25 protein-coding genes and 1 pseudogene are annotated in these 23,855 nt (G+C 33.2%); 19 read left to right on the plus strand and 7 right to left on the minus strand.

The window, feature by feature from the left end:
- The first annotated feature begins 68 nt into the window (after nt 1–68).
- Nucleotides 69–599 carry a hypothetical protein gene (locus ACXX80_RS15000; protein WP_458553953.1) on the plus strand — a complete coding sequence of 177 codons (531 nt, stop codon included), beginning with the start codon at nt 69–71 and terminating at the stop codon, nt 597–599.
- Between the two features lie 367 nt (nt 600–966).
- Here the strand turns inward: ACXX80_RS15000 and ACXX80_RS15005 are convergent.
- Nucleotides 967–1,140 (minus strand): annotated as a pseudogene (locus ACXX80_RS15005) (IS91 family transposase); the annotation flags it as partial.
- Nucleotides 1,141–1,306: 166 nt separating this feature from the next.
- Between ACXX80_RS15005 and ACXX80_RS15010 the strand changes: the two are divergent.
- On the plus strand, nt 1,307–2,380 hold the full coding sequence (locus ACXX80_RS15010) for a serine hydrolase domain-containing protein (protein WP_458553954.1): 1,074 nt from the start codon (nt 1,307–1,309) through the stop codon (nt 2,378–2,380).
- Nucleotides 2,381–2,422: 42 nt separating this feature from the next.
- Here the strand turns inward: ACXX80_RS15010 and ACXX80_RS15015 are convergent, their stop codons facing one another.
- Nucleotides 2,423–2,704 carry a hypothetical protein gene (locus ACXX80_RS15015; protein WP_073206262.1) on the minus strand — a complete coding sequence of 94 codons (282 nt, stop codon included), beginning with the start codon at nt 2,702–2,704 and terminating at the stop codon, nt 2,423–2,425.
- A gap of 257 nt (nt 2,705–2,961) precedes the next feature.
- On the opposite strand from ACXX80_RS15015, the gene ACXX80_RS15020 reads away from it, so the two are divergent.
- Entirely contained in the window at nt 2,962–3,849 is an 888-nt protein-coding gene (locus tag ACXX80_RS15020) for a carbon-nitrogen hydrolase (protein WP_091170395.1), read from the plus strand.
- 80 nt (nt 3,850–3,929) lie between these two features.
- Here the strand turns inward: ACXX80_RS15020 and ACXX80_RS15025 are convergent, their stop codons facing one another.
- Complete coding sequence (locus ACXX80_RS15025) at nt 3,930–5,456, minus strand: choice-of-anchor I family protein (protein ID WP_458553955.1); 1,527 nt, start codon at nt 5,454–5,456, stop codon at nt 3,930–3,932.
- Nucleotides 5,457–5,641: 185 nt separating this feature from the next.
- Here ACXX80_RS15025 and ACXX80_RS15030 point away from each other — a divergent pair, with 185 nt between their 5' ends.
- Nucleotides 5,642–6,682: an agmatine deiminase family protein gene (locus tag ACXX80_RS15030; RefSeq protein ID WP_458553956.1), complete on the plus strand. Its 1,041-nt coding sequence runs from the start codon at nt 5,642–5,644 to the stop codon at nt 6,680–6,682.
- A gap of 80 nt (nt 6,683–6,762) precedes the next feature.
- Here ACXX80_RS15030 and ACXX80_RS15035 read toward each other — a convergent pair whose 3' ends face one another.
- Complete coding sequence (locus tag ACXX80_RS15035; RefSeq protein ID WP_458553957.1) at nt 6,763–9,030, minus strand: M1 family metallopeptidase; 2,268 nt, start codon at nt 9,028–9,030, stop codon at nt 6,763–6,765.
- Nucleotides 9,031–9,202: 172 nt separating this feature from the next.
- Here ACXX80_RS15035 and ACXX80_RS15040 point away from each other — a divergent pair, with 172 nt between their 5' ends.
- The 3 genes from ACXX80_RS15040 to ACXX80_RS15050 all read left to right on the plus strand — a co-directional run bounded on the left by ACXX80_RS15040 (nt 9,203) and on the right by ACXX80_RS15050 (nt 11,317).
- Nucleotides 9,203–10,054, plus strand: coding sequence for an aldose 1-epimerase family protein (locus tag ACXX80_RS15040; protein WP_458553958.1), 852 nt, complete (start codon nt 9,203–9,205; stop codon nt 10,052–10,054).
- A 16-nt stretch (nt 10,055–10,070) separates the two neighbouring features.
- The gene (locus ACXX80_RS15045; protein WP_458553959.1) at nt 10,071–10,619 is read left to right on the plus strand and encodes a GNAT family N-acetyltransferase; all 549 of its coding nucleotides are present in this window, start codon (nt 10,071–10,073) and stop codon (nt 10,617–10,619) included.
- A gap of 146 nt (nt 10,620–10,765) precedes the next feature.
- On the plus strand, nt 10,766–11,317 hold the full coding sequence (locus ACXX80_RS15050) for a DUF3575 domain-containing protein (protein WP_458553960.1): 552 nt from the start codon (nt 10,766–10,768) through the stop codon (nt 11,315–11,317).
- A 3-nt stretch (nt 11,318–11,320) separates the two neighbouring features.
- Here ACXX80_RS15050 and ACXX80_RS15055 read toward each other — a convergent pair whose 3' ends face one another.
- The gene (locus tag ACXX80_RS15055) at nt 11,321–11,551 is read right to left on the minus strand and encodes a VF530 family protein (protein WP_458553961.1); all 231 of its coding nucleotides are present in this window, start codon (nt 11,549–11,551) and stop codon (nt 11,321–11,323) included.
- 48 nt (nt 11,552–11,599) lie between these two features.
- Between ACXX80_RS15055 and ACXX80_RS15060 the strand changes: the two genes are divergently transcribed.
- The 3 genes from ACXX80_RS15060 to ACXX80_RS15070 all read left to right on the plus strand — a co-directional run bounded on the left by ACXX80_RS15060 (nt 11,600) and on the right by ACXX80_RS15070 (nt 13,707).
- On the plus strand, nt 11,600–12,085 hold the full coding sequence (locus ACXX80_RS15060; RefSeq protein WP_458553962.1) for a phosphoglycerate mutase family protein: 486 nt from the start codon (nt 11,600–11,602) through the stop codon (nt 12,083–12,085).
- Nucleotides 12,086–12,123: 38 nt separating this feature from the next.
- Nucleotides 12,124–12,576 carry an SsrA-binding protein SmpB gene (gene smpB, locus ACXX80_RS15065; protein ID WP_282717065.1) on the plus strand — a complete coding sequence of 151 codons (453 nt, stop codon included), beginning with the start codon at nt 12,124–12,126 and terminating at the stop codon, nt 12,574–12,576.
- 81 nt (nt 12,577–12,657) lie between these two features.
- Nucleotides 12,658–13,707, plus strand: a complete 1,050-nt coding sequence (locus tag ACXX80_RS15070) for a Fic family protein (RefSeq protein ID WP_458553963.1) — start codon at nt 12,658–12,660, stop codon at nt 13,705–13,707.
- A gap of 47 nt (nt 13,708–13,754) precedes the next feature.
- Here the strand turns inward: ACXX80_RS15070 and ACXX80_RS15075 are convergent, their stop codons facing one another.
- The gene (locus tag ACXX80_RS15075) at nt 13,755–14,396 is read right to left on the minus strand and encodes a protein-L-isoaspartate(D-aspartate) O-methyltransferase (protein WP_338645169.1); all 642 of its coding nucleotides are present in this window, start codon (nt 14,394–14,396) and stop codon (nt 13,755–13,757) included.
- A gap of 144 nt (nt 14,397–14,540) precedes the next feature.
- Between ACXX80_RS15075 and ACXX80_RS15080 the strand changes: the two genes are divergently transcribed.
- From ACXX80_RS15080 to ACXX80_RS15120, 9 genes are all read left to right on the plus strand, one after another.
- Entirely contained in the window at nt 14,541–15,506 is a 966-nt protein-coding gene (locus ACXX80_RS15080) for a Gfo/Idh/MocA family protein (protein ID WP_282717068.1), read from the plus strand.
- A gap of 43 nt (nt 15,507–15,549) precedes the next feature.
- Complete coding sequence (locus tag ACXX80_RS15085) at nt 15,550–16,437, plus strand: 3-hydroxyacyl-CoA dehydrogenase family protein (RefSeq protein ID WP_458553964.1); 888 nt, start codon at nt 15,550–15,552, stop codon at nt 16,435–16,437.
- 79 nt (nt 16,438–16,516) lie between these two features.
- Nucleotides 16,517–17,737 carry a DUF1015 domain-containing protein gene (locus ACXX80_RS15090; protein WP_458553965.1) on the plus strand — a complete coding sequence of 407 codons (1,221 nt, stop codon included), beginning with the start codon at nt 16,517–16,519 and terminating at the stop codon, nt 17,735–17,737.
- A gap of 33 nt (nt 17,738–17,770) precedes the next feature.
- The gene (locus ACXX80_RS15095) at nt 17,771–18,430 is read left to right on the plus strand and encodes a YggS family pyridoxal phosphate-dependent enzyme (RefSeq protein ID WP_458553966.1); all 660 of its coding nucleotides are present in this window, start codon (nt 17,771–17,773) and stop codon (nt 18,428–18,430) included.
- Nucleotides 18,431–18,461: 31 nt separating this feature from the next.
- A complete protein-coding gene (locus ACXX80_RS15100; RefSeq protein WP_458553967.1) occupies nt 18,462–18,830 on the plus strand; it encodes a four helix bundle protein in 369 nt (122 codons plus the stop codon).
- Between the two features lie 176 nt (nt 18,831–19,006).
- Nucleotides 19,007–20,368 carry an exonuclease domain-containing protein gene (locus tag ACXX80_RS15105; RefSeq protein WP_458553968.1) on the plus strand — a complete coding sequence of 454 codons (1,362 nt, stop codon included), beginning with the start codon at nt 19,007–19,009 and terminating at the stop codon, nt 20,366–20,368.
- A 27-nt stretch (nt 20,369–20,395) separates the two neighbouring features.
- Nucleotides 20,396–21,220, plus strand: coding sequence for an ion transporter (locus ACXX80_RS15110; RefSeq protein WP_458553969.1), 825 nt, complete (start codon nt 20,396–20,398; stop codon nt 21,218–21,220).
- A 160-nt stretch (nt 21,221–21,380) separates the two neighbouring features.
- On the plus strand, nt 21,381–22,307 hold the full coding sequence (gene miaA, locus ACXX80_RS15115; RefSeq protein WP_458553970.1) for a tRNA (adenosine(37)-N6)-dimethylallyltransferase MiaA: 927 nt from the start codon (nt 21,381–21,383) through the stop codon (nt 22,305–22,307).
- 37 nt (nt 22,308–22,344) lie between these two features.
- On the plus strand, nt 22,345–23,085 hold the full coding sequence (locus tag ACXX80_RS15120) for an acyl-[acyl-carrier-protein] thioesterase (RefSeq protein ID WP_458553971.1): 741 nt from the start codon (nt 22,345–22,347) through the stop codon (nt 23,083–23,085).
- Nucleotides 23,086–23,137: 52 nt separating this feature from the next.
- On the opposite strand, the gene ACXX80_RS15125 is transcribed toward ACXX80_RS15120, so the two are convergent.
- Nucleotides 23,138–23,854: a response regulator transcription factor gene (locus ACXX80_RS15125; protein ID WP_099715105.1), complete on the minus strand. Its 717-nt coding sequence runs from the start codon at nt 23,852–23,854 to the stop codon at nt 23,138–23,140.
- Nucleotide 23,855: the final 1 nt, after the last annotated feature.

Genomic DNA, 23,855 nt, shown 5'->3' on the forward strand with positions numbered 1-23,855 from the left:
TCTATTGCCTATTAGGGCAATAGATTTTGTTTTTCAATACTAAAACAAATAACTAAAATTATATGAAAATGAAAATCAACAAATATTTAGTACAAATAGTAACATTCTTATTATTTTCATTAGCCTCAAATGCTCAAATAGAAAAAGGAAATTGGATGATGGGGGGAAGTGGTAGTTTTTCAAATACTAAAATTAAATTGAATGAATTTAGTCAGAATGTCACTAATATATATATTGCTCCAAACGTTGGCTATTTTATAATTGATAAAATGAACATTGGTGCTTCAGTACAATTACAATTTTCAAACACATTATCTGGACCAATATATGGTCTTTCACCATATGTCAGGTATTATTTTCTTGAAAATGAAAAGCAAATAAACATTTTTTCAGAGGTAAGTTATGGTTTTCAAAAACAAACACATACAACATCAAATCTTCAAACATTTAATCTAAAAGCGGGTACAGTTTTCTTTTTGAACAGTAGTGTTGGGCTAGAAGTGGCTTTAAATTATACAGACTCAAAAACCAATTTAGATTATCAAAGTAAAGCTTTTATTTTAGGGGTTGGTTTCCAGATATATTTAGAAAAAAAATAAAATTAATGTCAGTTTTGGACTTCACCCAAAACTGACATTAATTTTTGCTTTACCGCATTTAGAAATGTAACAACTGTCTTTATATTTACCTGCTATATGAAACGGAAAAGATAGAAAGCCGAAAGTGGAAGAAAAAGGCATCTGGTAACAGATAAGGTTTCGTTGCGGCTGCAAGCCGAACAATGAAAACTATGTTGAACGGAACCGATTACATACCGTCAACACTTATGGAGTTATCGTAAAGTTTAGAGAGAGAATTTCAAGAGGCAAGTGAGCCTCTTTTTTTGTGCGGTAATATCAAGATGGTTTTTACGTGTTTTCCTTTGCCGAAGTTTCGGGATTAGGCACACGTGCCCTTACCCATAATTTAGCTTTTATAGAGAAAGGAGTTTTGGCTACCGCCAAGATACCATGCAGGCGGACCACGCTGGTCAAAAACTGCTATCCGATGCAGATTACCTGTTTTGCAACACGGACATTTAGGCAAAAAAGGCTTTTTTTCTACTTTTTCTAGCACTTTTACTTTGAGTTTCCCTGCTAGCGCGAGCGTCCCGCTCGTGATGGATATAATGAAGTAATAAGATTTTAATCTGTACCAGTCATTAGATTTTTTTAAAATATTGAGATAGTATTTATGTTCACGAGCGGTACACTCCCGCCAACAGTGGTAAAAACCTAACAAATCAATCAAATAGAATATAGAAAATATGAAAAAAACAATGCTATTACTTGTCTTTTTTGCTGTTAGTAATTTAACTTATTCACAAGTTGACAAAGTTGATGATGCGATAAAAAACCTAATGCAAAAAAATAAAATTGTTGGTTTGCAATTAGCCGTAATTAAAGATAATGTGATTGTTAAAACAAGTCATTACGGCTTAGCATCAGTCGAAGATTCGATAGCAGTTGATAGCCAAACTGTTTTTAGCATTAATTCTATTACTAAGGCATTTACAGGAGTTGCGATTATGCAATTAGTCGAAAATGGTACATTAAATCTTGACGAACCTATTTCAAAATATTTGGATAAGCTGCCTAAAACTTGGCAAAATATTACCGTAAAACAAATAGTAACTCATCAATCAGGACTTCCTGAAATTTGGGATTCACAAGGAAATATGTTATCTGAAAATAGTGAAACTTTATTCCAAAAAATAAAAGAATTGCCTCTTATTTTTAAACCTGGTAAAGAATTCAGAGACAGCCAAGCCAATTACCTGCTACTTGGAATGCTTATTGAAAAAATAAGTGGACAGTCATTTGAAAAATTCGTTACAGAAAACCAGTATAAAAAAGCGGGAATGAAGAATTCCATCAAAGCTGGGGTAGGCGATTTTTACAACATAATTAAGCACTCCGCAAAGCCGTATTCTTATTTTAGAAATAATGTTCTAACTAATGTGTATCAACCAATGCCTTCAAATTTATTTCCAGCCGGCGGAATCTATTCAACGGCAACTGAAATGGCACAATGGGTAATCGCATTACAAAGTAATCAATTAATTAATGCTGAAAATCTAAATACGCTTTGGACTCCAATTCGATTAGATAATGGAGAAATATATCAAGAAGACGGTTTTCTAAATCAAAGTTCGATTGGTTTTTATTCCTCTTCAAGAGTTAAAAACCCTGTAATTGCCTCGTTAGGTGGTAATAGAAATGCTTTGTACATTTATCCAAAAGATAATGTTTCAGTGGTGATTTTGACAAATTTAGTGGGTTCTCGTCCAGAAAATTTCATAGAAGAAATAGCAAATTTATACCTAACAGAGGAAAAATAACCTGCAAAAAAAAATGACTTTCCTTCACAGGTAATTAGGACTCTAAAACAACTTGTATATTCTGTGAATTGGAATCATCACACCTTGTTTTAACATCACATTTTTGTCTGTAACACCCCAAACGGTAGTATCTACTATTTTTTTGGATTCGTCATCTTCAAAGAAAATTTTAATTTTTGAATGTTCTAAATTTCCCAATGATAAAGCCCTATTGATATCGCTTATTCTGGTTTTTATTTCGTCAACATCGTCAAGAACATCTGTTGTCGGAAATTTAAGAAGAGCGATGTCTTCTTTATCGATGATTGTGAATTCTTCTGTCATAATGGTAAAAATTTAATGAATACTAAATTACTTGTATTGTAGCAAAACTTAACCCGTTTTATTAGCCATAATACGCTATACAAAAATAAAACCTCCTTGACTTTGTTAATGCCAATTTTATATTAATTTTTTCTTTGGCTTAATTCCTAAAAATTCAATACAATGAACCTACAGACAATTTAAAACCTAAAAAACGCATTGCCTCTATTTTCTACTCTTTATAAAATTCACTATTTTTGCAATCTAAAATTTTAGTCATGCCAAACAAAAAATACAAAATAGCGGTCATTCAATTGAATCTTAATGATATTGCCGAAAACAACTTGAAAAAATGTATCAGTTGGGTTCGTGATGCCGCCAACCTTGGTGCCGAAGTCATTTCGTTGCCTGAATTATACAGCAGTCATTATTTTTGTCAAAGCGAAGATGTAGATAATTTTGCTTTGGCAGAACCATTGTACAGTACTTCGTTTATTGCTTTTAGCGCTTTGGCAAAAGAATTAGGCGTGGTGATTATTGTTCCTTTCTTCGAAAAAAGAATGGCAGGAATCTACCATAATAGCGCGTACATCATTGATACAGACGGTTCAGAAGCAGGATTGTACCGTAAAATGCACATTCCGGATGATCCACATTTTTATGAAAAATTCTATTTCACGCCTGGTGATTTGGGTTTCAAAACGATACCAACCAAAAAAGGAAAAATAGGAACTTTAATTTGTTGGGATCAATGGTATCCTGAAGCAGCACGTTTGACTGCTTTACAAGGTGCTGAAGTGTTGTTTTACCCAACAGCAATTGGATGGCATCCACAAGAAAAAGAGCAATACGGTGAAAACCAACATGGCGCTTGGATGAGTGTAATGAAAGGTCACGCAGTTGCAAATGGCGTATATGTTGCTGCAGCAAACAGAATTGGTTTAGAGCAATATTTACCTGATACGGCAGGAATTCAGTTTTGGGGATCTTCGTTTATAGCGGGACCACAAGGCGAAATTTTGGCGCAAGCCTCACACGACAAAGAAGAAATCCTGATTGCTGAAGTCGATTTAGACTTACAAGAAAATGTACGTCAGAACTGGCCATTTTTTAGAGATAGAAGAATAGACGCTTTTGGTGATATTACCAAAAGAGCGATTGACTAAATCTCCTTTATATAATTAAAAAAATCCCTGCTGAGAAATAATTCTTAGCAGGGATTTTTATTTAAAGTAAACTTCTAAATCTAATTCAAATCCGGTTGGAATATTTTAACGACACCATCGCCTTCGCTACTTACCACCACTAAACTTCTTTTAGTAGGACTTTTTGAAGCTGGAATAAAAAGCAATCCTTCAGGCGCATCACCGGTTTTAAAAGTCTGTAAAAATTTTGGAGCAGCAGGATTCGAAACATCATATACCATAACGGCATCCACTCGTTCCAATCCAACAAAAAGAATCGTTTTATCTCCCATTTTAGTCACCACAACTGATTCTGGCTCTACTGATTTATCATCACTTCTGGCATCATCATAAATACCCAATTCTTGTGCTTTCTTGTCTAATTCATTTTTACTGTCGAATACTATTTCGCCTGTGTTTCCATTCCAAATGGAGAAAGAACGTGCTCCAAAAGAAACTAATTCATCAAAATCACCATCGCCGTCCGTATCACCCATTTTAGTATTGATGTTCAATCTTCCCATGCTTGCATCGGCCTTTAAAGCAGCCGCGTTTGGAAATGCTATTGGATCAAGCAAAACCGAAGAACTGCTGATTCTTTTTACATCTACAAAAGCAGAATATTCTCTGGCATCTCCTTCATTTGCAGTAACAAAATAAGGGGTTTTATTGATTTCAAAATTAGTAATAGCATCCGGTTGAAACATTCCTTTTAGTTTCCATGTATTAGCCAAAACGCCACCATCTTTATCGCTGATATCAATAGCATTTTCTGCAAGATTGTAGTCTTTATAACCTAACGGAAAAATATTCGTGATCGTTTTAGTTGCCAAATCAATTTTAGCCACTCCGTTATTTTCTTGTAAAGTCACCCAAGCCGTTTTAGAATCAGCAGAAATCGTGATATATTCCGGTTCAATATCAGAAGTGAAATTATTTGTTGGACTTGCAATTCTGAATCCTTTCGTTTTCAATGTACTCAATTGATTGCTAAAGCTTCCGAAATTTAAAGTCGTTACCGCATAATTAGCATTAACGGCAATAATAGAAACAGAACCGTCCGGATCTATCGAATAGGTATCATTTGGTTCTCCTTCATTAGCAGTCATGATATAATTCCCGTCAGGAGAAAATGTAATCATGTCCGGCAAAGCACCAACCGTAATTTCTTTGATTATACTGTAATTAGCCGTTTCAAAAACAACCACTTTTCCGGCATCTTGCTTATTTGGTTTTGCTTCTAATGCCACTGCTAACTTTCCATTATAGGTAGCAACACTGTTTGAAGCTCCATTAAACGGAGTTAAATCGATACTTGTTAGAAAAACCGGACTAGATGGATTAGACAAATCAATAACATCAATCCTATTCGTATTACTGTTGTTTACAGTAAATAATTTTTTAGAAACTTCATCATACGCACTTATTTCAGCAGCTCCGGCGCCTCCAATAGTTATCGAACCAATTTCTTTGAAAGTTGCTGCATTTTCATTTACAACCAACTCAGGAGATTCCTCTTTATTTGAGTCATTTTCGCAACTTGACAAAACCATAATTGCCGCGAGTAGTGAAATACCATATTTTTTCATAACTGTATTTTTAATTTTTTTCAAAAATAACTAGCTGAAGCCCGACAAGAATTAACTCAATATTATATAATCATTACCAAAACTATTCTTATAAATTTATGAAATGTCCGAAATGAATGGTTGCCAACTATTTTAAAATCCTACTGAATGTTTATATTTGTAGTCTTTAAAATTAGAAACGCTGTATGACTACAAATAATAGAAGATTCCCTGCCGAATGGGAAAAGCAACAAGGGATTTTACTGTGTTTTCCGCACAACGGAAAAGACTGGCCAGGAAAATACGAGGCGGTTCAATGGGCTTTTGTCGAATTCATTAAAAAAGTGGCTACTTTCGAAACTGTATTTTTAGTGGTTGCCGATGAAAACCAAAAAGAAAAAGTCAATGCTATGTTGGAAACAGCTCATGTTGAACTAACTAACATTTCTTATATCATTCATAAAACCAATAGAAGTTGGATGCGTGATTCGGGTCCGATTATCGTTAAAAACGGAACCGAAAGAGAAGCTTTGAACTTTAATTTTAATGGTTGGGCCAAGTATAAAAACATTCAATTGGACAAATTTGTTCCAGCCAAAGTGGGTGAATTTCTGAATATTCCTGTGACTCAAGTTATGTACAAAGGAAAACCGGTAATTGTTGAAGGTGGCGCGATTGACAGTAACGGTCGTGGAACTTTATTGACTTCGGAAGAATGTTTGATGCATCCCGATATTCAGGTTCGGAATCCAAATTTCACCAAAGCAGATTACGAAGCGGTTTTCAAGGAATACCTTGGAATTACGAATGTGATTTGGCTAGGCGACGGAATTGAAGGAGATGATACTCACGGTCATATTGATGATTTATGCCGATTTGTAAACGAAGATACTATTGTGACAATTGTAGAAACAGATCCAACGGATCATAACTACAAACCGTTACAAGATAACTTAAAACGCTTGCAAAACGCAAAACTGGAAAATGGAAAATCACCTGTAATTGTGGTTTTACCAATGCCAAAACGTTTGGAATTTGAGGGCTTGAGACTTCCGGCGAGTTATGCCAATTTCCTGATTTTGAACAATTGCGTTTTGGTTCCTACTTTTAACGACAGTAATGACCGTAAAGCGTTAAACATCCTTGCAGAATGTTTTCCTGACAGGGAAATCATCGGGATTAGCGCTACAGATTTTATTTGGGGTTTTGGAACATTACACTGCCTAAGCCAACAAATTCCAGAATAGATTTAGAAAAAAAATTGAGTACATAAAAAAAGACTTGTAACATTAATTGCTACAAGTCTTTTCTATATAATGTCTAAATACTATTTATCTCTGGTAAAAGGTATTTTTTGTCCTTCAGGAACTATCATGTCAAATCCGTTTAGATTGTCATTAAATTCAAATTTAAGTCCTGCTTGTTTCGATTCAAAACTATTTTTTCCAGTTGGTTCCACCGTGAAACTTGGATACTTTGTTATCAAAACATTTAGCGCGCCATTTTTCTCTGAAAAAGTAATTTTTAGCGGCGCCATTTTTGTTGAAAAAGTTCCCAAATAGCCATCCAGAATTACATCTTTTTCAATCAAACCTTTATCTGCAGTCCAAGTGTTATTTGATGTATTAGTATCCGGTAAAACATGATCGGGATCTATTGTGATACTTTCAATTTCTTCTGTCGAATTGTGTTTGAAAGACCACGCTTTGTTTCTTTGCCAAACTTCAACAGGCAATTTCACACGTGTTAGTTGTCCGCTTTTCGTTTTTACGTCTAAACTTACTGGCATTGCCATTTTTTCTAAGTTTTCAATCGAAATTACAACTCCTTGTTTTGGATCATTTTTAACGTATTTTATCGAATTAATTCCTTGGTCTAAACGCCAATTGTATTGGAACCAACCTCTCCAAAACCAACTCAAATCTTCTCCTGCAACATTTTCAATTGTTCTAAAGAAATCGTCCGGTTGCGGATGTTTGTAAGCCCAACGCTCGATATAAGTTTTCAACGCTAAATCAAAACGTTCCGGTCCAAGAACTTGTTCACGCAAAATCACTAATCCAGAACTTGGTTTAGAATACGCCAAAAGACCTATGTTTTTTTCTTTCATATTATCTGGCGAACTCATTATAGTTTCAAGATTCGGACTTGTATACACTTCCGCTCTTTGATGCATATCCACTGGCTTTTCTTTGTACTCGCCATTATTAAAATCTACTGAGCTCAATGAATTAATAAAAGTATTAAAACCTTCATCCATCCAGGCAAACATTCTTTCGTTTGACCCAACAATCATAGGAAACCAAATGTGTCCAAATTCATGATCTGTAACGCCCCATAAATCCTCTCCTTTAGACTCCCAGCTGCAAAAAACAATTCCTGGATATTCCATTCCGCCTTCGTTTCCGGCAACATTTGTAGCAGCAGGATACGGATATTCTAACCATCTTTTAGAATAATTTTCTATAGAGGCTTTCGTGTATTCTGTTGAACGTCCCCAAGCTGCGTCACCTGCACTTTCAACTGGATATACAGAAACAGCCAATGATTTCTTTCCGCTAGGCAAATTGATTTTTGCTGCGTCTAAAATAAATGCCGCTGATGATGACCAAGAAAAATCGCGGGCATTTTTAATTTTATAATTCCATGTTTTAGTAGTTGTTGAAACTATTTTTGATGAATTTTCAACTTCGGCAGCGGTACGGATAAAAACCGTTTTATCACTTTGTTTTGCTTGTGCTAATCTACTTTGCTCCACAGTAGAATAAACTGCTGTAGGATTTAGTAATTCGCCTGATGCAACCACAATATGATTCGATGGCGCAGTAATACTCACATCAAATTCACCATATTCTAAGTAAAATTCCGATGCTCCTAAATACGGATTAGTATTCCAACCTCGTACATCATCATACACACACATACGCGGATACCATTGCGCAATGGTGAAAATCTTACCATTTTTAGTTTCTAAAACTCCCATTCTGTCTGATCCTTCAAAAGGAGCTATAAAAGAAAAGTCGATTTTGATTTTAACTGAACCACCTTTTGCATTTAATCCCTGCGGAAGAAAAACCTGCATTCTAGTATCAGTAATAACATATTTTGCAGTAGTTTCAGTAGCGACTCCTTTTAAAGTAGTAATTACTTTCACCGATTTGATTTTATGACCGCCATCAAAAACTTGGCCTTGAGCCCCATTTCGGCTTCCTGTCAAAGGCACAACTGCATTTCCACGGGAATCTGCTTTGAATAAATTCTGGTCTAAGTTCATCCAAACAAAAGCCAATTTATCTGGACTGTTGTTCGTGTAGGTGATGATTCCTGTACCTGAAATCTCGTTGTTTTTTTCATCCAGTTTAGCAGTTAATTTATAATCAGCACTGTTTTGCCAATATTCAGCTCCAGGTTGCCCACTTGCTGAACGTGTACTTGTTCCATTTTTAGAGTAAAAATGTGGAGCAAAAGCATCATGATAATCGTATTTTGAAACTGCATTACCGGATGCATTTGTTGGGGTTTGTTGCGCCGAAACGGACGTAAGTCCCAATAATAAAGTCAGATGTAAGATGACTCCGAATCGAATATTTTTCATTTTCTTATGATTTATACCACAAATTAATGAAAAAAAAGAGGATTTAGAACTATTAAGAAAGAATTGATTCCATTTAATTTAAATAAAATCAAGCTTAATCTTTATAAAAATTAAAAATTATAAAATATATTTACCATACAAAATCAATTTTTTAAATTAACGAAGACCAATTTTGACAACTACAATAAAAAACTCAATACTAACCGCTGAAATCAAACATTTTGGTGCTGAATTAATTTCCTTAAAAACAAATCAAAATAAAGAATACATCTGGGAAGGAAATCCAGAATTTTGGGGTAAGCACTCTCCTATTTTATTTCCAATTGTTGGGACTTTAAAAAATAATTCTTTTCATTATGATGAAATGGAATATCATTTATCGCGACACGGATTTGCAAGAGATATGGCGTTTGAATTAATTGAAATACGAGATAATAGTGCTACTTTCTCTATACAATCTACCGAAGAAACATTAAAAGTATATCCTTTTGAATTTGAATTACAGCTGATTTATACATTAGAGGAAAATAATTTATCAATTGCATATAAAGTAGTTAACAAAGGAAAAAATACGATGCCGTTTTCTATTGGTGCTCATCCTGCTTTTGCTTTGCCAAATCAATTCGAAAATTACACCATTGCTTTCGAAAAAGAAGAAACTTTGGAATATTACCTATTGGAAGATGATTTAATTTCAAATAAAACTAAGAAGTTAGACGTTACTAATAAAAAGATTCCGTTGACCTATGAATTGTTCGAAAATGACGCTTTGATATTCAAAACATTACAATCCAATTCGTTGACTATTTTAGAAAATGAAAATTCAATTTTAAGAGTACATTTTGAGGATTTTCCAAGTTTAGGAATTTGGACCAAAATGAATGCGCCATTTCTTTGTATTGAACCTTGGTTCGGTTATTCGGATACCAATGAAAATTCTGGAAATCTATTCGAAAAAGAAGGTATTCAAGTTTTAGAATCCAATGCAACTTTCCATTCAAAATTTAGCATTGAAATCCTTTAATTAAAAAAATGTAAATATGTTAACTATAAATTTCAGCCCATTTCCAAATTTAGAAACCGAACGCTTGCTTTTGAGAAGAGTAGATTCTAATGATATAAAGGAGATTTTTGCATTGCGATCCAATCCGGAAACGATGAAATATATCCCAAGACCTTTAGTAAAAACAGATGAAGACGCCTTGGAACATATCGCCATGATTGACAGCAAAATAGATAGTAATGAAGGAATCAATTGGGCAATTACGTTGAAAGACAATTCCAAACTGATTGGAATCATTGGTCATTACAGAATAAAACCCGAACATTATCGCGCCGAAATTGGCTATATGTTATTGCCAGAATATCAAGGAAAAGGAATTGTTTCTGAAGCGGTGAAAGAAGCTGTAAAATATGGATTCAATAATATGAATTTGCATTCTATAGAAGCAATTATTGCTCCTGAAAATCATGGTTCTGCAAAAGTTTTAGAAAAAAATGGTTTTGTTAAAGAGGCACATTTAAAAGAAAATGAATTTTATGACGGGCGATTTTTAGATACAGTAATTTATTCTATTTTAAACAAATAGTGTTTATTCCTGTCTTCCTCCATAATGTTAAAATACGTTTAAACTGACAATATTGACTTTAACCATAAAAAGCAATCAAACATTAATAGCTATATTTGCGCCTGTTTTTAGTCAATATTTGACTAAAAAAGTAGAAACCATTCTTTATGAAAAAATTATTTATTGCCACATTTTTGTTCTTTTCCTTTTTATCACAAAGTCAAACTTATATAAAAGCAAATGCATTTACTACTTTATTGACCGTTCCAAATGTTGGTATTGAAACCAGTATTGGAGAAAAATCTACATTACAATTTGATGTTTTGGGTTCTTTCTGGAAATCAGTTGATGGAAAACCCAGACAATTTTATACTTTCACCTCTGAATATAGATATCATTTTAAAGAAAAACACAATGGTTTTTATGCAGGTGCGCATATTGGTGCTAGTGCTTTTAATTTTCAAAAATGGAATTATTTAAATACTAATTTGTACGAAAAAGGGTTTGGGTATTTTATAGGCGCAACTATAGGGTATCAAGTAAAAATTAATGACAAATTTATGTTGGATTGTTTCTTAGGTGGTGGCTCACATCAGGGATTCTATAAAGGCTATTACATTGGAACAACAGAGAGGTACGAAAAAGTAAAAAATTACAACAAAAGTGGTGAATGGTTGCCTTATAGAGGAGGAATTATGGTTTCCTATAAATTAAACTAAAATCTATTTGGGTAATTTAGCTTTTGATTTTATGTATAAATCTTCCACTTGCTTTCTTGCCCAATCCGTTTTTCTTAAAAAAGTTAAACTGGATTTTATACTTGGATTATGCGTAAAACATTTAATTTTTATCAATTCTCCAAGAGTATCAAACCCATAGTAAGCAACTAATTGCTCAACGATTCTTTGAAGCGTAATTCCGTGAAGCGGGTCTTTAGATTTTGAGTTTTCCATTTTGCAAATATATTAAAATCGTAAATACTAATTTTTAAATTTATTAAAATGAAAAAGTATCTAATTATAATCGCTTTATTTATTTTACAAATTAGTTTTGGACAACAAAGCACGACTACATATTACTTTATACGTCATGCTGAAAAAGCAGATGGTTCCCAAAATCCTGATTTATCAGAAATTGGTCTTGAAAGAGCTAATCTTTGGAATAAGATATTCTCTGAAGTAGGTTTTGATGAAATCTATTCAACTGATTATAAAAGAACAATACAAACTGCAACTCCTACTGCTAAAACTAAGAATATTCAAATAAAACTATATAATCCTAAAACAATTGCAATTGAATCTTTCAAAAAAGAAACGCTCGGTAAAAAAGTTTTAATCATAGGTCATAGTAATACCACGCCTAATTTTGTTAATCAAATTATTAATCAAAAGATATATGCAGATATTGAAGATACTACTTTTGGTAATCTTTATATTGTAACTATAAATGGTGAATCTATTACACACCAACTTCTGAAATTGCCATAACTTATTGCTAAACCTTTAATTTTTGCTACATTTGCACTATGCTAAAAACAATAAACATATTAAATAAAAGAGCTCGATTTGACTATGAAATAATCGAGACTTTCACTGCTGGAATTGTTTTAGCCGGAACCGAAATTAAATCTATTCGATTAGGGAAAGCAAATATTACAGAAAGTTTTTGTGAATTCAGTAATAATGAACTTTTTGCAATAAATACTTACATTGAAGAATACACTTTTGGTAATCAATTTAACCACAAGGCTAGAAGTGAACGTAAATTACTTTTAAATAAAAGAGAGCTAAAAAGCTTAGCAAGAAGCGTTCAAGCGAAAGGATTGACAATAGTCCCTTTGAAATTGTTTACCAATGAAAAAGGAATGGCTAAACTTCAGATTGGTCTTTGTAAAGGAAAGAAAACCTATGATAAGCGCGAATCTCTTAAAGAACAGGATACCAAACGCGATCTAGACAGAATCAAAAAATCATTTTAAATTAAAAGAAAATTGAAATAAATTATTTTTTAGTTTAAAAAATGACTAAATTTGTCAAGACAATTATAAACATTTTTAAAAATGAAAACACTACTCAAAAATGCAAGAGAACAAAAAGGACTCAAAACTAGAGAAGTGGCACAACTTTTAGGGATTGACCAAGCCTTAATCAGTAAGTTTGAAAGTGGAACCAGAAAACCTACCAGAGAACAAGTCGTCAAACTAGCATCTTTGCTCGAGATCGATTTAGAAACAATAATGGTCGCTTGGCTTAAAGAAAAAATTCTTTATGAAATTGGTCAGGATGAATTTGCTTTAAAAGCATTATTAGTTGCGGAGCAAGAATTAAGATATCAAAGCAAACCATCCAAGAAAAAACTATCTACTACACTTCAAAAAATTCTTGATGAAATAGATATTTTAAAAACAAAACTGGATAGTTTTCGTCAGTTTGATAGTTACCGAATTGCTCAGGCTCTAGAACTGGAATATACTTTTGAAAGTAACCGTATCGAAGGCAATACTATGACGTTGCGTGAAACTGATTTGGTTATCAACGAAGGTTTAACGATTTCCGGAAAAAGTATGCGGGAACATCTTGAAGTGATTAATCATCAAGAAGCTATTGCCTACATCAAAGATTTAATGCAAAGAAATAGTTCCATAAATGAACGCGAAGTACTGTCTATACACAATCTTATTTTGAGAGGAATTCAACCTGAAGATGCCGGTCGCTACAGAAAAGTTCAAGTGATGATTCAAGGTAGCAGTCACATGCCACCACAACCCTTTCTAGTTGCCAAAGAAATGGAAGATTTTTTTATTTGGTACGAAAGTAATAAATCAACGCTTCACCCGATAATTTTAGCAGCAGAAATGCACGAACGATTAGTGACAATTCACCCATTTATTGATGGAAACGGCAGAACTTCACGTTTAGTAATGAATCTAGTTTTGTTGCAACATGGCTATATCATCGCTAATATAAAAGGAGATTATGAAAATAGAATGCGCTATTATCAAACGCTGGAAACAGCGCAAACTAAAAATAATAAAGAAGATTTTTTGTTATTCATTGCTCAAATAGAAAAAGAAAGCTTAGAACGGTATTTAAATATTATTGGTCAATAAAATTCATCTTCTGCTCCCTTCCCCTTGGGAAGGGTTGGGGTGGGATTTTAATTTTTATCTTCTAATAAAGGAACGAATCGAAATTCGCCAAACTCGTGTTTTTCAAATTGCGTTTCATTTTTCCTTATTAACAAAGTCATAATCTGCACTTCTTCTCCTAATGGAATAACGAGCCTTCCTCCTATTTTTAGCTGTGCCATCAAAGGCTGGGGTATAAATGGAGCACCAGCAGTAACAATGATACTGTCAAAAGGAGCATAACCTGGCAATCCTTTGTATCCATCTCCAAAAGAAAGATGTTTGGGACGAATATTCAGTTTTGGAAATAAAATAGAAGTTTGCTTAAACAATTCTTTTTGTCTTTCAACGCTAAATACTTTGGCTCCTAACAAACATAAAACAGCTGTTTGATATCCAGAACCTGTTCCTATTTCTAAAATTTTATGCTCTTTTTTTACTTCTAATAATTGAGATTGAAAAGCTACAGTGTATGGTTGCGATATCGTTTGACCTGCACCAATGGGAAATGCTTTATCTTGATAGGCATAATCTTCAAAACTGGAATTCAAAAATAAATGTCTTGGAATCTTTTTTATCGCCTCCAAAACACTTTTATCAGTAATCCCCTTTTGCTCTAAAACGCTTACTAATTGATTCCGAAGTCCTTGATGCTTGGCTGTGTCTTTCAAAATTTACTATTTTATTTTGGTAAAAATAGAAAAGAATTTCTGAATTCAAATGTTGGATTTTAAATTTTAAATTAACTGAATAATTGTCTCATATCAATAATAGATTAATCATTTTATTGCTATTTTTGTAAAAATTACATCGTTATGCTGAAAATTGGAGTATTAGGTGCTGGTCATCTAGGAAAAATACATTTGCGTTTATTACAACAATCTGATAAATATGAATTAGTTGGTTTTTATGACCCAAATCAAGAGAATGCCGAGAAGGTTTCTAAAGAATTTGGTTATAAACATTTTAGCACAATTGCAACTCTTATTCATGCAGTTGACGTAATTGATATTGTAACACCAACTCTCTCTCACTACAAATGTGCCAAAGTAGCCATCAAATCCGGCAAGCATGTTTTCATCGAAAAACCCATTTCAAATACGGTAGAAGAAGCCGAAGAAATTATCGCTTTAGCCAAAGAATATAATGTAAAAGGTCAAGTTGGGCATGTAGAGCGTTTCAATCCGGCATTCATCGCTACCAAAAACATGATCGAAAATCCTATGTTTATTGAAACCCATCGTCTTGCTGAATTCAATCCTCGTGGAACAGATGTTCCTGTAGTCTTGGATTTGATGATTCATGACATTGATGCTATTTTGAGTGTTGTAAAATCTAAAGTAAAAAATATAAATGCCAGTGGCGTTTCGGTTATCAGTGACACACCAGATATTGCCAATGCCAGAATAGAATTCGAAAATGGTTGCGTTGCCAATTTAACTGCAAGCAGAATTTCTATGAAAAACATGCGTAAATCTCGTTTTTTCCAAAAAGACGCTTACATTTCAGTGGATTTCTTGGAAAAGAAATGTGAAGTGGTAAAAATGAAAGATGCTCCTGAAGTTCCCGGTGACTTTGATATGATTTTACAAAATGCAGAAGGTGTAAAAAAACAAATTTACTTCTCCAATCCAGATGTAGAACAAAATAACGCAATTCTTGACGAATTGGAATCTTTTGCAGATGCCATAATCAATGATACAGAACCTGTTGTTACATTGGAACAAGCAACTGAAGCACTAAGAGTAGCGTATCAAATTATTGATTGCTTCAAAAAGTAATCTTTAAATCATAAAAATCAAAATATTTTAATCCAAAATAAGAATGAAAACAATAGCCGTAATCGGAGCAGGAACAATGGGAAATGGAATCGCCCATACCTTTGCACAAAGTGGTTTTACCGTAAAATTAATAGATGTTTCAGAGAAATCATTAGATAAAGGAATGGCAACCATCGCCGCTAATTTAGACCGAATGATTGCAAAAGGGAGCATCACACAAGAAGACAAAGCTAAAACGATCACCAATATTATCACTTATACAGATATTAAAGATGGTGTTGTAGGAGTTGATTTAGTAATTGAAGCCGCAACTGAAAATGTTGAATTAAAACTAAATATCTTCAAGCAATTAAACGATGCTTGTTCACACAATACGATATTGGCAACCAACACTTCTTCCATTTCGATTACTCAAATTGGAGCTGTTGTGGCACATCCAGAACGTGTTATCGGTATGCATTTTATGAATCCAGTGCCAATTATGAAATTAGTCGAAATCATTCGTGGATACAACACTAGCGATGAAGTGACGAAAACAATCATGACTCTTTCGGAGAAATTAGGAAAAACGCCTGTTGAAGTCAACGATTATCCTGGTTTTGTTGCCAATAGAATTTTGATGCCAATGATCAACGAAGCTATCGAAACCTTATACAACAAAGTAGCTGGTGTTTATGAAATTGACACTGTTATGAAACTTGGTATGGGACACCCAATGGGGCCTTTACAATTAGCAGATTTCATTGGTCTTGACGTATGTTTAGCTATTTTAAATGTAATGTATGACGGTTTCAAAAACCCAAAATATGCTCCTTGCCCGTTATTGGTAAATATGGTTCGTGCAGGAAAAATGGGGGTTAAATCCGGTGAAGGTTTCTATGATTATTCTGAAAGCAAAAAAGCAGAGAAGATTTCTAAACAATTTATATAGTCATAATATTCAAAAGTCGAGAGTCTAAAGTCAATTACTTTAAACTCTCGACTTTTGGCTTTTAACTTTTGACCTAATTATGGCTAAAATAGTTCCTTTCAAAGCAGTTCGTCCCACTCGTGATAAGGTTTGTCTCGTCACTTGTCGTTCTTATGAAGAATATGTAAATGCTGAATTAGCAGCACAATTGGATTTCAATCCATTATCTTTTTTACATATTCTAAAACCAGCTTATACCAATCAGGAAAGCGTTTCTTTTGAAAAAAGATACCGACAAGTACATCAAAAATACGAGGATTTCAAAAATGAAATCATTTTAGTAAAAGATAAAAAACCTGCTATTTATATTCATAAAATTGTTACTAAAACACATTCATTCACAGGGATTATTGCGGGAACAAGTGTAGCAGATTATTGTAATGATATCATCAAAAAACATGAAGATATTATTGCTTTTAGAGTCCGATTACTCAAAGACTACATGAAATATTCAGAGTTCAATACGGAACCTGTTTTAATGACCTATCCAGATAATAAAACCATAGAAAACTGGATTTTTAATTGTACCCAAAAATTAGCTGATTTTGAATTTTCAACCACAAAAAAAGAGATTCATTATCTGTGGAAAATTGAAGATGGATTAGAAATCAATTGGCTTCAAAATATATTTGAAAAAACAAACAATCTTTATATCGCTGACGGTCATCATCGTACCGAAGCACTAAGATTATTATCTGAGGAAAATGATGATCCAGAAAACACTGCAAAAAATCATATTCTGAGCTATTTAATTTCTGAAAATAACGTCAAAATATATGAATTCAATCGTTTAGTAAAAGATTTAAACGGTTTATCAAAAGAAGATTTCATCAAAGAATTAGAAAAGGATTTTATTCTTGAAAACAAATTCCAACAACCTTTTCAGCCTTCTCAAAAGCACCAATTCGGAATGTATCTTGACAATGCTTTTTATAGCTTAATTTTACGAAAAGAAAATGAAGCTTTCGAAACTGCTTTGGATAGTTTAGACACACAAATTTTATACAAAAAAGTGTTACTGCCTATTCTTGCCATTGAAGATTTACGTAATGATGAGCGAATAGAATACCTTTCAGGAAAACAATCTGTATTGGAAGTAAAAAACAAAATTGATCAAGGAGAATTTGAAATCGGTTTTATTCTATTTCCATCAAATATTGGAGAAATAAAAGCCTTGGCTGATGCCAATTTGATAATGCCTCCAAAAAGTACGTATATTGAACCAAAGTTTAGAAGCGGATTAGTCGTTTATGAACTTTAGGTATCGATAACGATTTAAAATCAAAACATTAAAATGTCAATAAAAAATAATTTACTCAATATAAAAGCTACATTACCGGAACACGTAACCCTAGTTGCGGTTTCTAAAACCAAACCTGTTTCAGATTTAATGGAAGCTTATGAAGCTGGTCAACGCATTTTTGGAGAAAACAAAATCCAGGAAATGGCGGAGAAATGGGAACAAATGCCCAAAGACATTCAATGGCACATGATAGGTCACGTTCAGACCAATAAAGTCAAATTTATGGCGCCATTTGTGAGCTTGATTCACGGTGTTGATAGTTTGAAATTACTACAGGAAATCAATAAGCAAGCACTCAAAAACAATAGAATTATCGATTGCTTACTACAAATTTATATTGCGGAAGAGGAAACTAAATTTGGTCTTGACGAGGAAGAACTTGCTTTACTCCTATCCTCGAGTGAATTTCATGAAATGAAAAACATTAGAATCGTTGGATTAATGGGAATGGCTACTTTCACAGACAATAAAGATCAAATCAAGAACGAATTTTTGCATTTGAAAACAATTTTCGACACGACAAAAGAACTGGAAACTGAAAACTGCCAGCTAGAAACTATCTCAATGGGAATGTCAGGAGATTATCAACTTGCAATTGAATGCGGAAGCACAATGGTTCGGATTGGAAGTAGTATCTTTGGAGGAAGATAATTTGTATTAACAAAATTCAACTTCAATAAAAATGCAAGCAAACGAACCTAATTTTGACAAAATCTACAATTTTGAAGACCGTTTAGTTAGATTTGCAGGTGAATGCATTTTCTTTGTTAGAAAATTAGAAAAATCTTATGAAATTGATTATTACAAAAACCAACTGATACAATCATCCGGAAGTTCTTCACTAAATTATGGAGAGGCTCAAGGAACGATAACAAATAAAGATTTTATATTTAAGGTTTCTCTTTCCGTCAAGGAGCTTAAAGAGTCTAGAAATTCATTAAAAGTTCTGGATTATATAAAAACAGGAGATTTAGAAGAAAGAAAGTGGCTTTTGACAGAAGTTGAAGAACTAATAGCTATCGCTTCAAAAATGATAAACAATAAAAAATAATTCAATTACAATTACAATGGCAATTACAATATTTTTTCAATAGCAATTACAATAGCAATTACAATATTCAATTTTTTAGTTTTTTAAAATTGATATTTGCTTTTAATATTGACTTTGTTATTGAAATTGATTTTTGAAATTGACATTTCTATTGATTTTTGAAATTGACATTGAAAATGTACGCAATACTAGACATAGAAACCACTGGAGGACAATTCAACGAAGAAGGAATAACTGAAATCGCCATCTATAAATTTGATGGACATGAAGTTGTAGATCAATTCATCAGTTTAGTAAATCCAGAAATTCCAATACAGCCCTTTGTAGTAAAACTTACTGGAATTAATAATGCCATGTTAAGTTCTGCTCCAAAGTTTTTTGAAGTTGCTAAACGCATCATCGAAATGACAAATGACTGTGTTATCGTAGCTCATAATGCCTCGTTTGATTACCGAATATTAAGAACTGAATTCCGCCGATTAGGATATGATTTTGAAGCCAGAACACTTTGTACGGTTGAATTATCAAAAAAATTATTACCAGAGCAACCTTCCCATAGTTTAGGGAAACTCGTTCGTGCCCTTGGAATCCCAATGGCTGATAGACACCGAGCCAGTGGTGATGCTTTGGCAACTGTCAAATTATTCAAAATTCTTTTAGAAAAAGATTTAGAGAAAGAAATTGTAAAAGATTTTATAAAGCTGGAAATCGAAAAAGGAATTGCACCAAAATTACTGGATATTGTGGCTAGCTTACCTGCAAAAACTGGTGTTTATTATATCCACAATGAAAAAGGGAATTTGGTTTACATTGGCAAAAGCCGAAACATAAAAAAACGTATCAACCAGCATTTTACTGGGACTTCCTCAAAATGCAAAAAAATACAAGCTGAAGTTTTCACAGTTACGTATGATGAAACTGGAAGTGAATTGATTGCATTATTGAAAGAAAGTGAAGAAATAAAAATCAACAAACCCATTTATAACAGAGCGCAACGAAAAAGTATTTTTCAACTGGCTTTGTATGCTGAAAAAGATAAAAATGGGTATCTCAACCTAAAGCTTCAAAAAGCTGATGGTCGAAAAAAAGAAATCACCTCCTTTACTTCCTTGCAAGAAGGCAAAAATGCGTTGTTCAGAATCACTTCCCATTATAACTTGTGCCAAAAACTTACTGGTTTATATGTTTCTAAAACAAACTGTTTTCAATACAATATAAAAGAATGTGATGGAGCTTGTGTTGGTGAGATTTCACCTGAAGAATATAACGCAAGAGTTCAAGGATTTATAGATAAAAATAGTTTCGAAAATCAAAATATGGTACTTGTTGATCGAGGTAGAACCATCAATGAGCGAAGCGCCGTTTTGATTGAAAACGGAATTTATAGAGGCTATGCTTTCTATGATTTAAACTATCAAATCAACAATATCGAAATTCTTAAAAATATTATCATCCCCATGCAAAATAATAGGGATACTCGTAATATTATTCAAAGTCATGTTCGAAAAAGTAAAACATTGAAGATTGTTAAATTCTAATCGTATGCTAATAATTACAAAATAATTATGCAAAAGTCAAAATTTGACGCTTTTAGACACAGAACTAATGTCGTAATTTACGGAACAAATACTGCTTCCGGACGATTATTTGATCTTATTCTTTTAGGCGTCATTCTAGTTAGTGTCGTTATAGTTATGCTCGAAACGGTCAAAGGTTTTGATACAAAGTACCATTATGAACTCATTGTATTGGAATGGATTATTACAATTTTCTTCACTTTAGAATACATTCTTAGAATAATTTCTATAAAAAAACCCTTAAAATACATTTTCAGTTTCTATGGTATAATTGATTTGATAGCGACATTACCCATGTATTTCTCCCTATTTTTTGTTGGAACCAGTGTTTTAACAGTTGTTAGAGCTTTACGATTGTTGCGATTATTCAAAATTTTGAAACACCCACAATTCTCCAGCCAATCCACGCATCTAAAAGAAGCGTTGATTGCCAGCAGAGGAAAAATACTTATTTTCATTTACTTCATGTTAATCAGCAGTGTAATCATTGGCTCAGTAATGTACGTCGTTGAAGGAGAAGAAGGTGGTTTTACCAGCATTCCCATCAGTATTTATTGGACAATCGTGACACTTACAACAGTAGGTTATGGAGATATTTCGCCTATAACGCCACTGGGACAAGCCATCGCATCGGTAGTAATGATTATGGGTTACGGAATAATTGCTGTTCCTACAGGAATTGTTTCAGCGGAATTTGCCAATAGCAACCGCAAAAAACCAAGGTCTGAGAGAATCAATCCTTGTAATGTATGCGGTACTGAGGGACATGAATTTAATGCAAAATACTGTTTCCATTGCGGAGCAGAACTATAATTTATTAATTTGAAGCAATTCCAGCTGTACACTGCAACTCCTCGTTATTTCAGTTGTTTTTCTAAGGCATAAAAGGAGCTTCCTCCAGTCGCTCTTTTACACCAAGAAAAACTAACTTCCATAACTCCGGGGTTTCCGTTTCCATCTGGGCTAAAAAAATATGAAATACTTAATCACTATCGTCGGACCTACAGCTATCGGGAAAACTTCCCTAAGCATTGTTTTAGCTAATTATTTCAAATGTGATATTGTTTCCTGCGATAGCCGGCAGTTTTTCAAGGAAATGACCATTGGAACTGCTGTACCAAACAAAGCCGAGTTAGCAGCAGCTACCCATCATTTTATCCAAAACAAATCCATATTCGAGAATTATACCGTTGGTGATTTCGAGAAAGAAGCTATTGCTAAACTTGATGAATTATTTTTGACAAATGATTACGCCATTTTAGTTGGCGGTTCCGGATTGTATGTCGATGCAATTCTAAAAGGTTTTGATGAATTTCCCGAAATAGATGCAGCAGTCCGTACTGAGATAACTACTAATTATGAAAAATTAGGAATCGGATATTTACAGCAAAAACTCGAAGTTTTAGATCCAGATTATTACAAAGTTTTGACCACCGAAAATCCTCAAACGCTACAAAACCCGCAACGAATGATGCGTTTCGTCGAAGTTTGTATTGGTGCTGGAAAACCGTATTCTTCTTTTTTAAACCAGAAAAAAAACAGCCGAAACTTCACTTCTATTTTAATTGGTCTGGAAGCTGACAGAAAAATCATTTACAACCGAATCAATCAACGCGTTGATATTATGATGAATGAAGGACTTCTTGCTGAAACAAAAACGTTATTCCCAAATAAAGAATTGAACGCCTTGCAAACCGTAGGTTATAGAGAGTTATTTAGTTATTTTGGCAGAGAAATTTCACTAGAATTTGCCATCGAAGAAATAAAGAAAAATACTAGACGATTTTCTAAACGCCAATTGACCTGGTTCAAAAGAAATGAAAATACCAAATGGTTTGATTTTGAAACTCCGTATGAAACTATTGTGGATTATATCAATTCAAAAAAAGTAAAACAATAAATCTTATATTTAAAAATACAAATTCATAATTATTTATATGCCTATCTCTCCAAATTTCACTTCCGTATTAAGCAAAGACTGGGAAATCAATTTTACACAATGCGCACCAAACGGTTTTTTAAAATACACTGACTTATGTAATATGCTGCAGTTAACGGCTGCTGCACATTCAGAGATTGGTGGCATCAGTTTTACAGACATGCAGGAATTTGACCAAGCATGGGTTTTAAGCAGAATGCGTGTTGAAATCTCTAAATTACCAAAATGGGGTGATACGGTAACTGTAAAAACATGGATAAATTCCCTAGAAAACTCCCGTTCCGTTAGGGCGCTGGAAATGCACGTAAATGGCGAAAAAATTGTGGGTTCAGAGACTTTTTGGGCAGTTTTTAATACTAAAAAGCGTCGCCCGGAAGGATTGGCGTTACCATTTGAACATTTTGAATTGTATCCGGAAAAAAGAGCTACTCTTGAAGGTTTTTCTAAAATAAATTTCAATAATGAAAAGGAAATTGTTTTTGAAAAAAACGTCTTTTTATCTGATTTAGATATTGTAAATCATGTCAATAATGTAAAATATTTAGAATGGTGTTTGGACTTAGTTGATGAAAAATTAATTCTCAATCAAAAAATTGAAAGTTTAGAAATGAATTTCTTAAAAGAATTATCACTAAAAGATAAAGTCATCATTCACGAAAGTATATCCGAAAAAGAAACCGTTTTTAGTATTACAAAAGACGATAAAACAAGTTTTGCTTTACAATTGAATTGGAAATAAATATCTTTTTAATCCATAAAAAAAGCCTCAATTTCTTGAGGCTTATATCTATTTATTCTGCTACTTTATTCTTAACAACTAATCTAAATCCTTCTCCGTGGATGTTTAAAATTTCCACATCTTCATCAAGTTTCAAATACTTTCTCAATTTAGCGATGTAAACATCCATACTTCTTGAAGTAAAATAGTTGTCATCTCTCCAGATTTTTGTCAATGCTAATTCTCTTGGCATTAAATCATTTTCATGAAGAATCAACATTTTTAATAATTCATTCTCTTTTGGAGATAGTTTTATTGGCTCATCATTATTAAAAGTTAAAAAACGAAGTTTTGAATTCAAATGAAATTTACCAATATTAAATTCAAATTGTACTTGCTCTGCTTTAGTATCAGATGATTTTCTTTGGATTATTGCTTTGATTTTCATCAACAATACTTCAGAATCAAAAGGTTTATTCAAGTAATCGTCAGCGCCTGCTTTATATCCTTTCAACACATCTTCTTTCATAGATTTTGCTGTTAAAAATATAATTGGCACTTCATTATTTTTTTCTCTGATTTCTTTAGCCAAAGTATAACCATCTTTGTAAGGCATCATTACATCCAGAATACATAAATCATAAGTATCCTTTTTGAACTTTTCGAATCCTTCCATTCCATTTTTGGCCAAAGTAACATCAAAATCATTTAGCATTAAATAATCTTTCAAAACTGCACCAAAATTAAGGTCATCTTCGACTAGAAGTATTTTTTTATTTACATTTTCCATA

It is taken from the genome of Flavobacterium sp. GNP002 (assembly GCF_054343795.1).

Bases quoted from the DNA above. Each gene is read 5' to 3' on its own strand.
- ACXX80_RS15100 (WP_458553967.1), top strand. From the start codon at position 18,462: ATGCAAGCAAACGAACCTAATTTTGACAAAATCTACAATTTTGAAGAC.
- ACXX80_RS15085 (WP_458553964.1), top strand. From the start codon at position 15,550: ATGAAAACAATAGCCGTAATCGGAGCAGGAACAATGGGAAATGGAATC.
- ACXX80_RS15010 (WP_458553954.1), top strand. From the start codon at position 1,307: ATGAAAAAAACAATGCTATTACTTGTCTTTTTTGCTGTTAGTAATTTA.
- ACXX80_RS15060 (WP_458553962.1), top strand. From the start codon at position 11,600: ATGAAAAAGTATCTAATTATAATCGCTTTATTTATTTTACAAATTAGT.
- ACXX80_RS15095 (WP_458553966.1), top strand. From the start codon at position 17,771: ATGTCAATAAAAAATAATTTACTCAATATAAAAGCTACATTACCGGAA.
- ACXX80_RS15080 (WP_282717068.1), top strand. From the start codon at position 14,541: ATGCTGAAAATTGGAGTATTAGGTGCTGGTCATCTAGGAAAAATACAT.
- ACXX80_RS15110 (WP_458553969.1), top strand. From the start codon at position 20,396: ATGCAAAAGTCAAAATTTGACGCTTTTAGACACAGAACTAATGTCGTA.
- ACXX80_RS15070 (WP_458553963.1), top strand. From the start codon at position 12,658: ATGAAAACACTACTCAAAAATGCAAGAGAACAAAAAGGACTCAAAACT.
- ACXX80_RS15030 (WP_458553956.1), top strand. From the start codon at position 5,642: ATGACTACAAATAATAGAAGATTCCCTGCCGAATGGGAAAAGCAACAA.
- ACXX80_RS15015 (WP_073206262.1), bottom strand. From the start codon at position 2,704: ATGACAGAAGAATTCACAATCATCGATAAAGAAGACATCGCTCTTCTT.
- ACXX80_RS15020 (WP_091170395.1), top strand. From the start codon at position 2,962: ATGCCAAACAAAAAATACAAAATAGCGGTCATTCAATTGAATCTTAAT.
- smpB (WP_282717065.1), top strand. From the start codon at position 12,124: ATGCTAAAAACAATAAACATATTAAATAAAAGAGCTCGATTTGACTAT.
- ACXX80_RS15090 (WP_458553965.1), top strand. From the start codon at position 16,517: ATGGCTAAAATAGTTCCTTTCAAAGCAGTTCGTCCCACTCGTGATAAG.
- miaA (WP_458553970.1), top strand. From the start codon at position 21,381: ATGAAATACTTAATCACTATCGTCGGACCTACAGCTATCGGGAAAACT.
- ACXX80_RS15125 (WP_099715105.1), bottom strand. From the start codon at position 23,854: ATGGAAAATGTAAATAAAAAAATACTTCTAGTCGAAGATGACCTTAAT.
- ACXX80_RS15105 (WP_458553968.1), top strand. From the start codon at position 19,007: ATGTACGCAATACTAGACATAGAAACCACTGGAGGACAATTCAACGAA.
- ACXX80_RS15055 (WP_458553961.1), bottom strand. From the start codon at position 11,551: ATGGAAAACTCAAAATCTAAAGACCCGCTTCACGGAATTACGCTTCAA.
- ACXX80_RS15045 (WP_458553959.1), top strand. From the start codon at position 10,071: ATGTTAACTATAAATTTCAGCCCATTTCCAAATTTAGAAACCGAACGC.
- ACXX80_RS15000 (WP_458553953.1), top strand. From the start codon at position 69: ATGAAAATCAACAAATATTTAGTACAAATAGTAACATTCTTATTATTT.
- ACXX80_RS15120 (WP_458553971.1), top strand. From the start codon at position 22,345: ATGCCTATCTCTCCAAATTTCACTTCCGTATTAAGCAAAGACTGGGAA.
- ACXX80_RS15035 (WP_458553957.1), bottom strand. From the start codon at position 9,030: ATGAAAAATATTCGATTCGGAGTCATCTTACATCTGACTTTATTATTG.
- ACXX80_RS15025 (WP_458553955.1), bottom strand. From the start codon at position 5,456: ATGAAAAAATATGGTATTTCACTACTCGCGGCAATTATGGTTTTGTCA.
- ACXX80_RS15050 (WP_458553960.1), top strand. From the start codon at position 10,766: ATGAAAAAATTATTTATTGCCACATTTTTGTTCTTTTCCTTTTTATCA.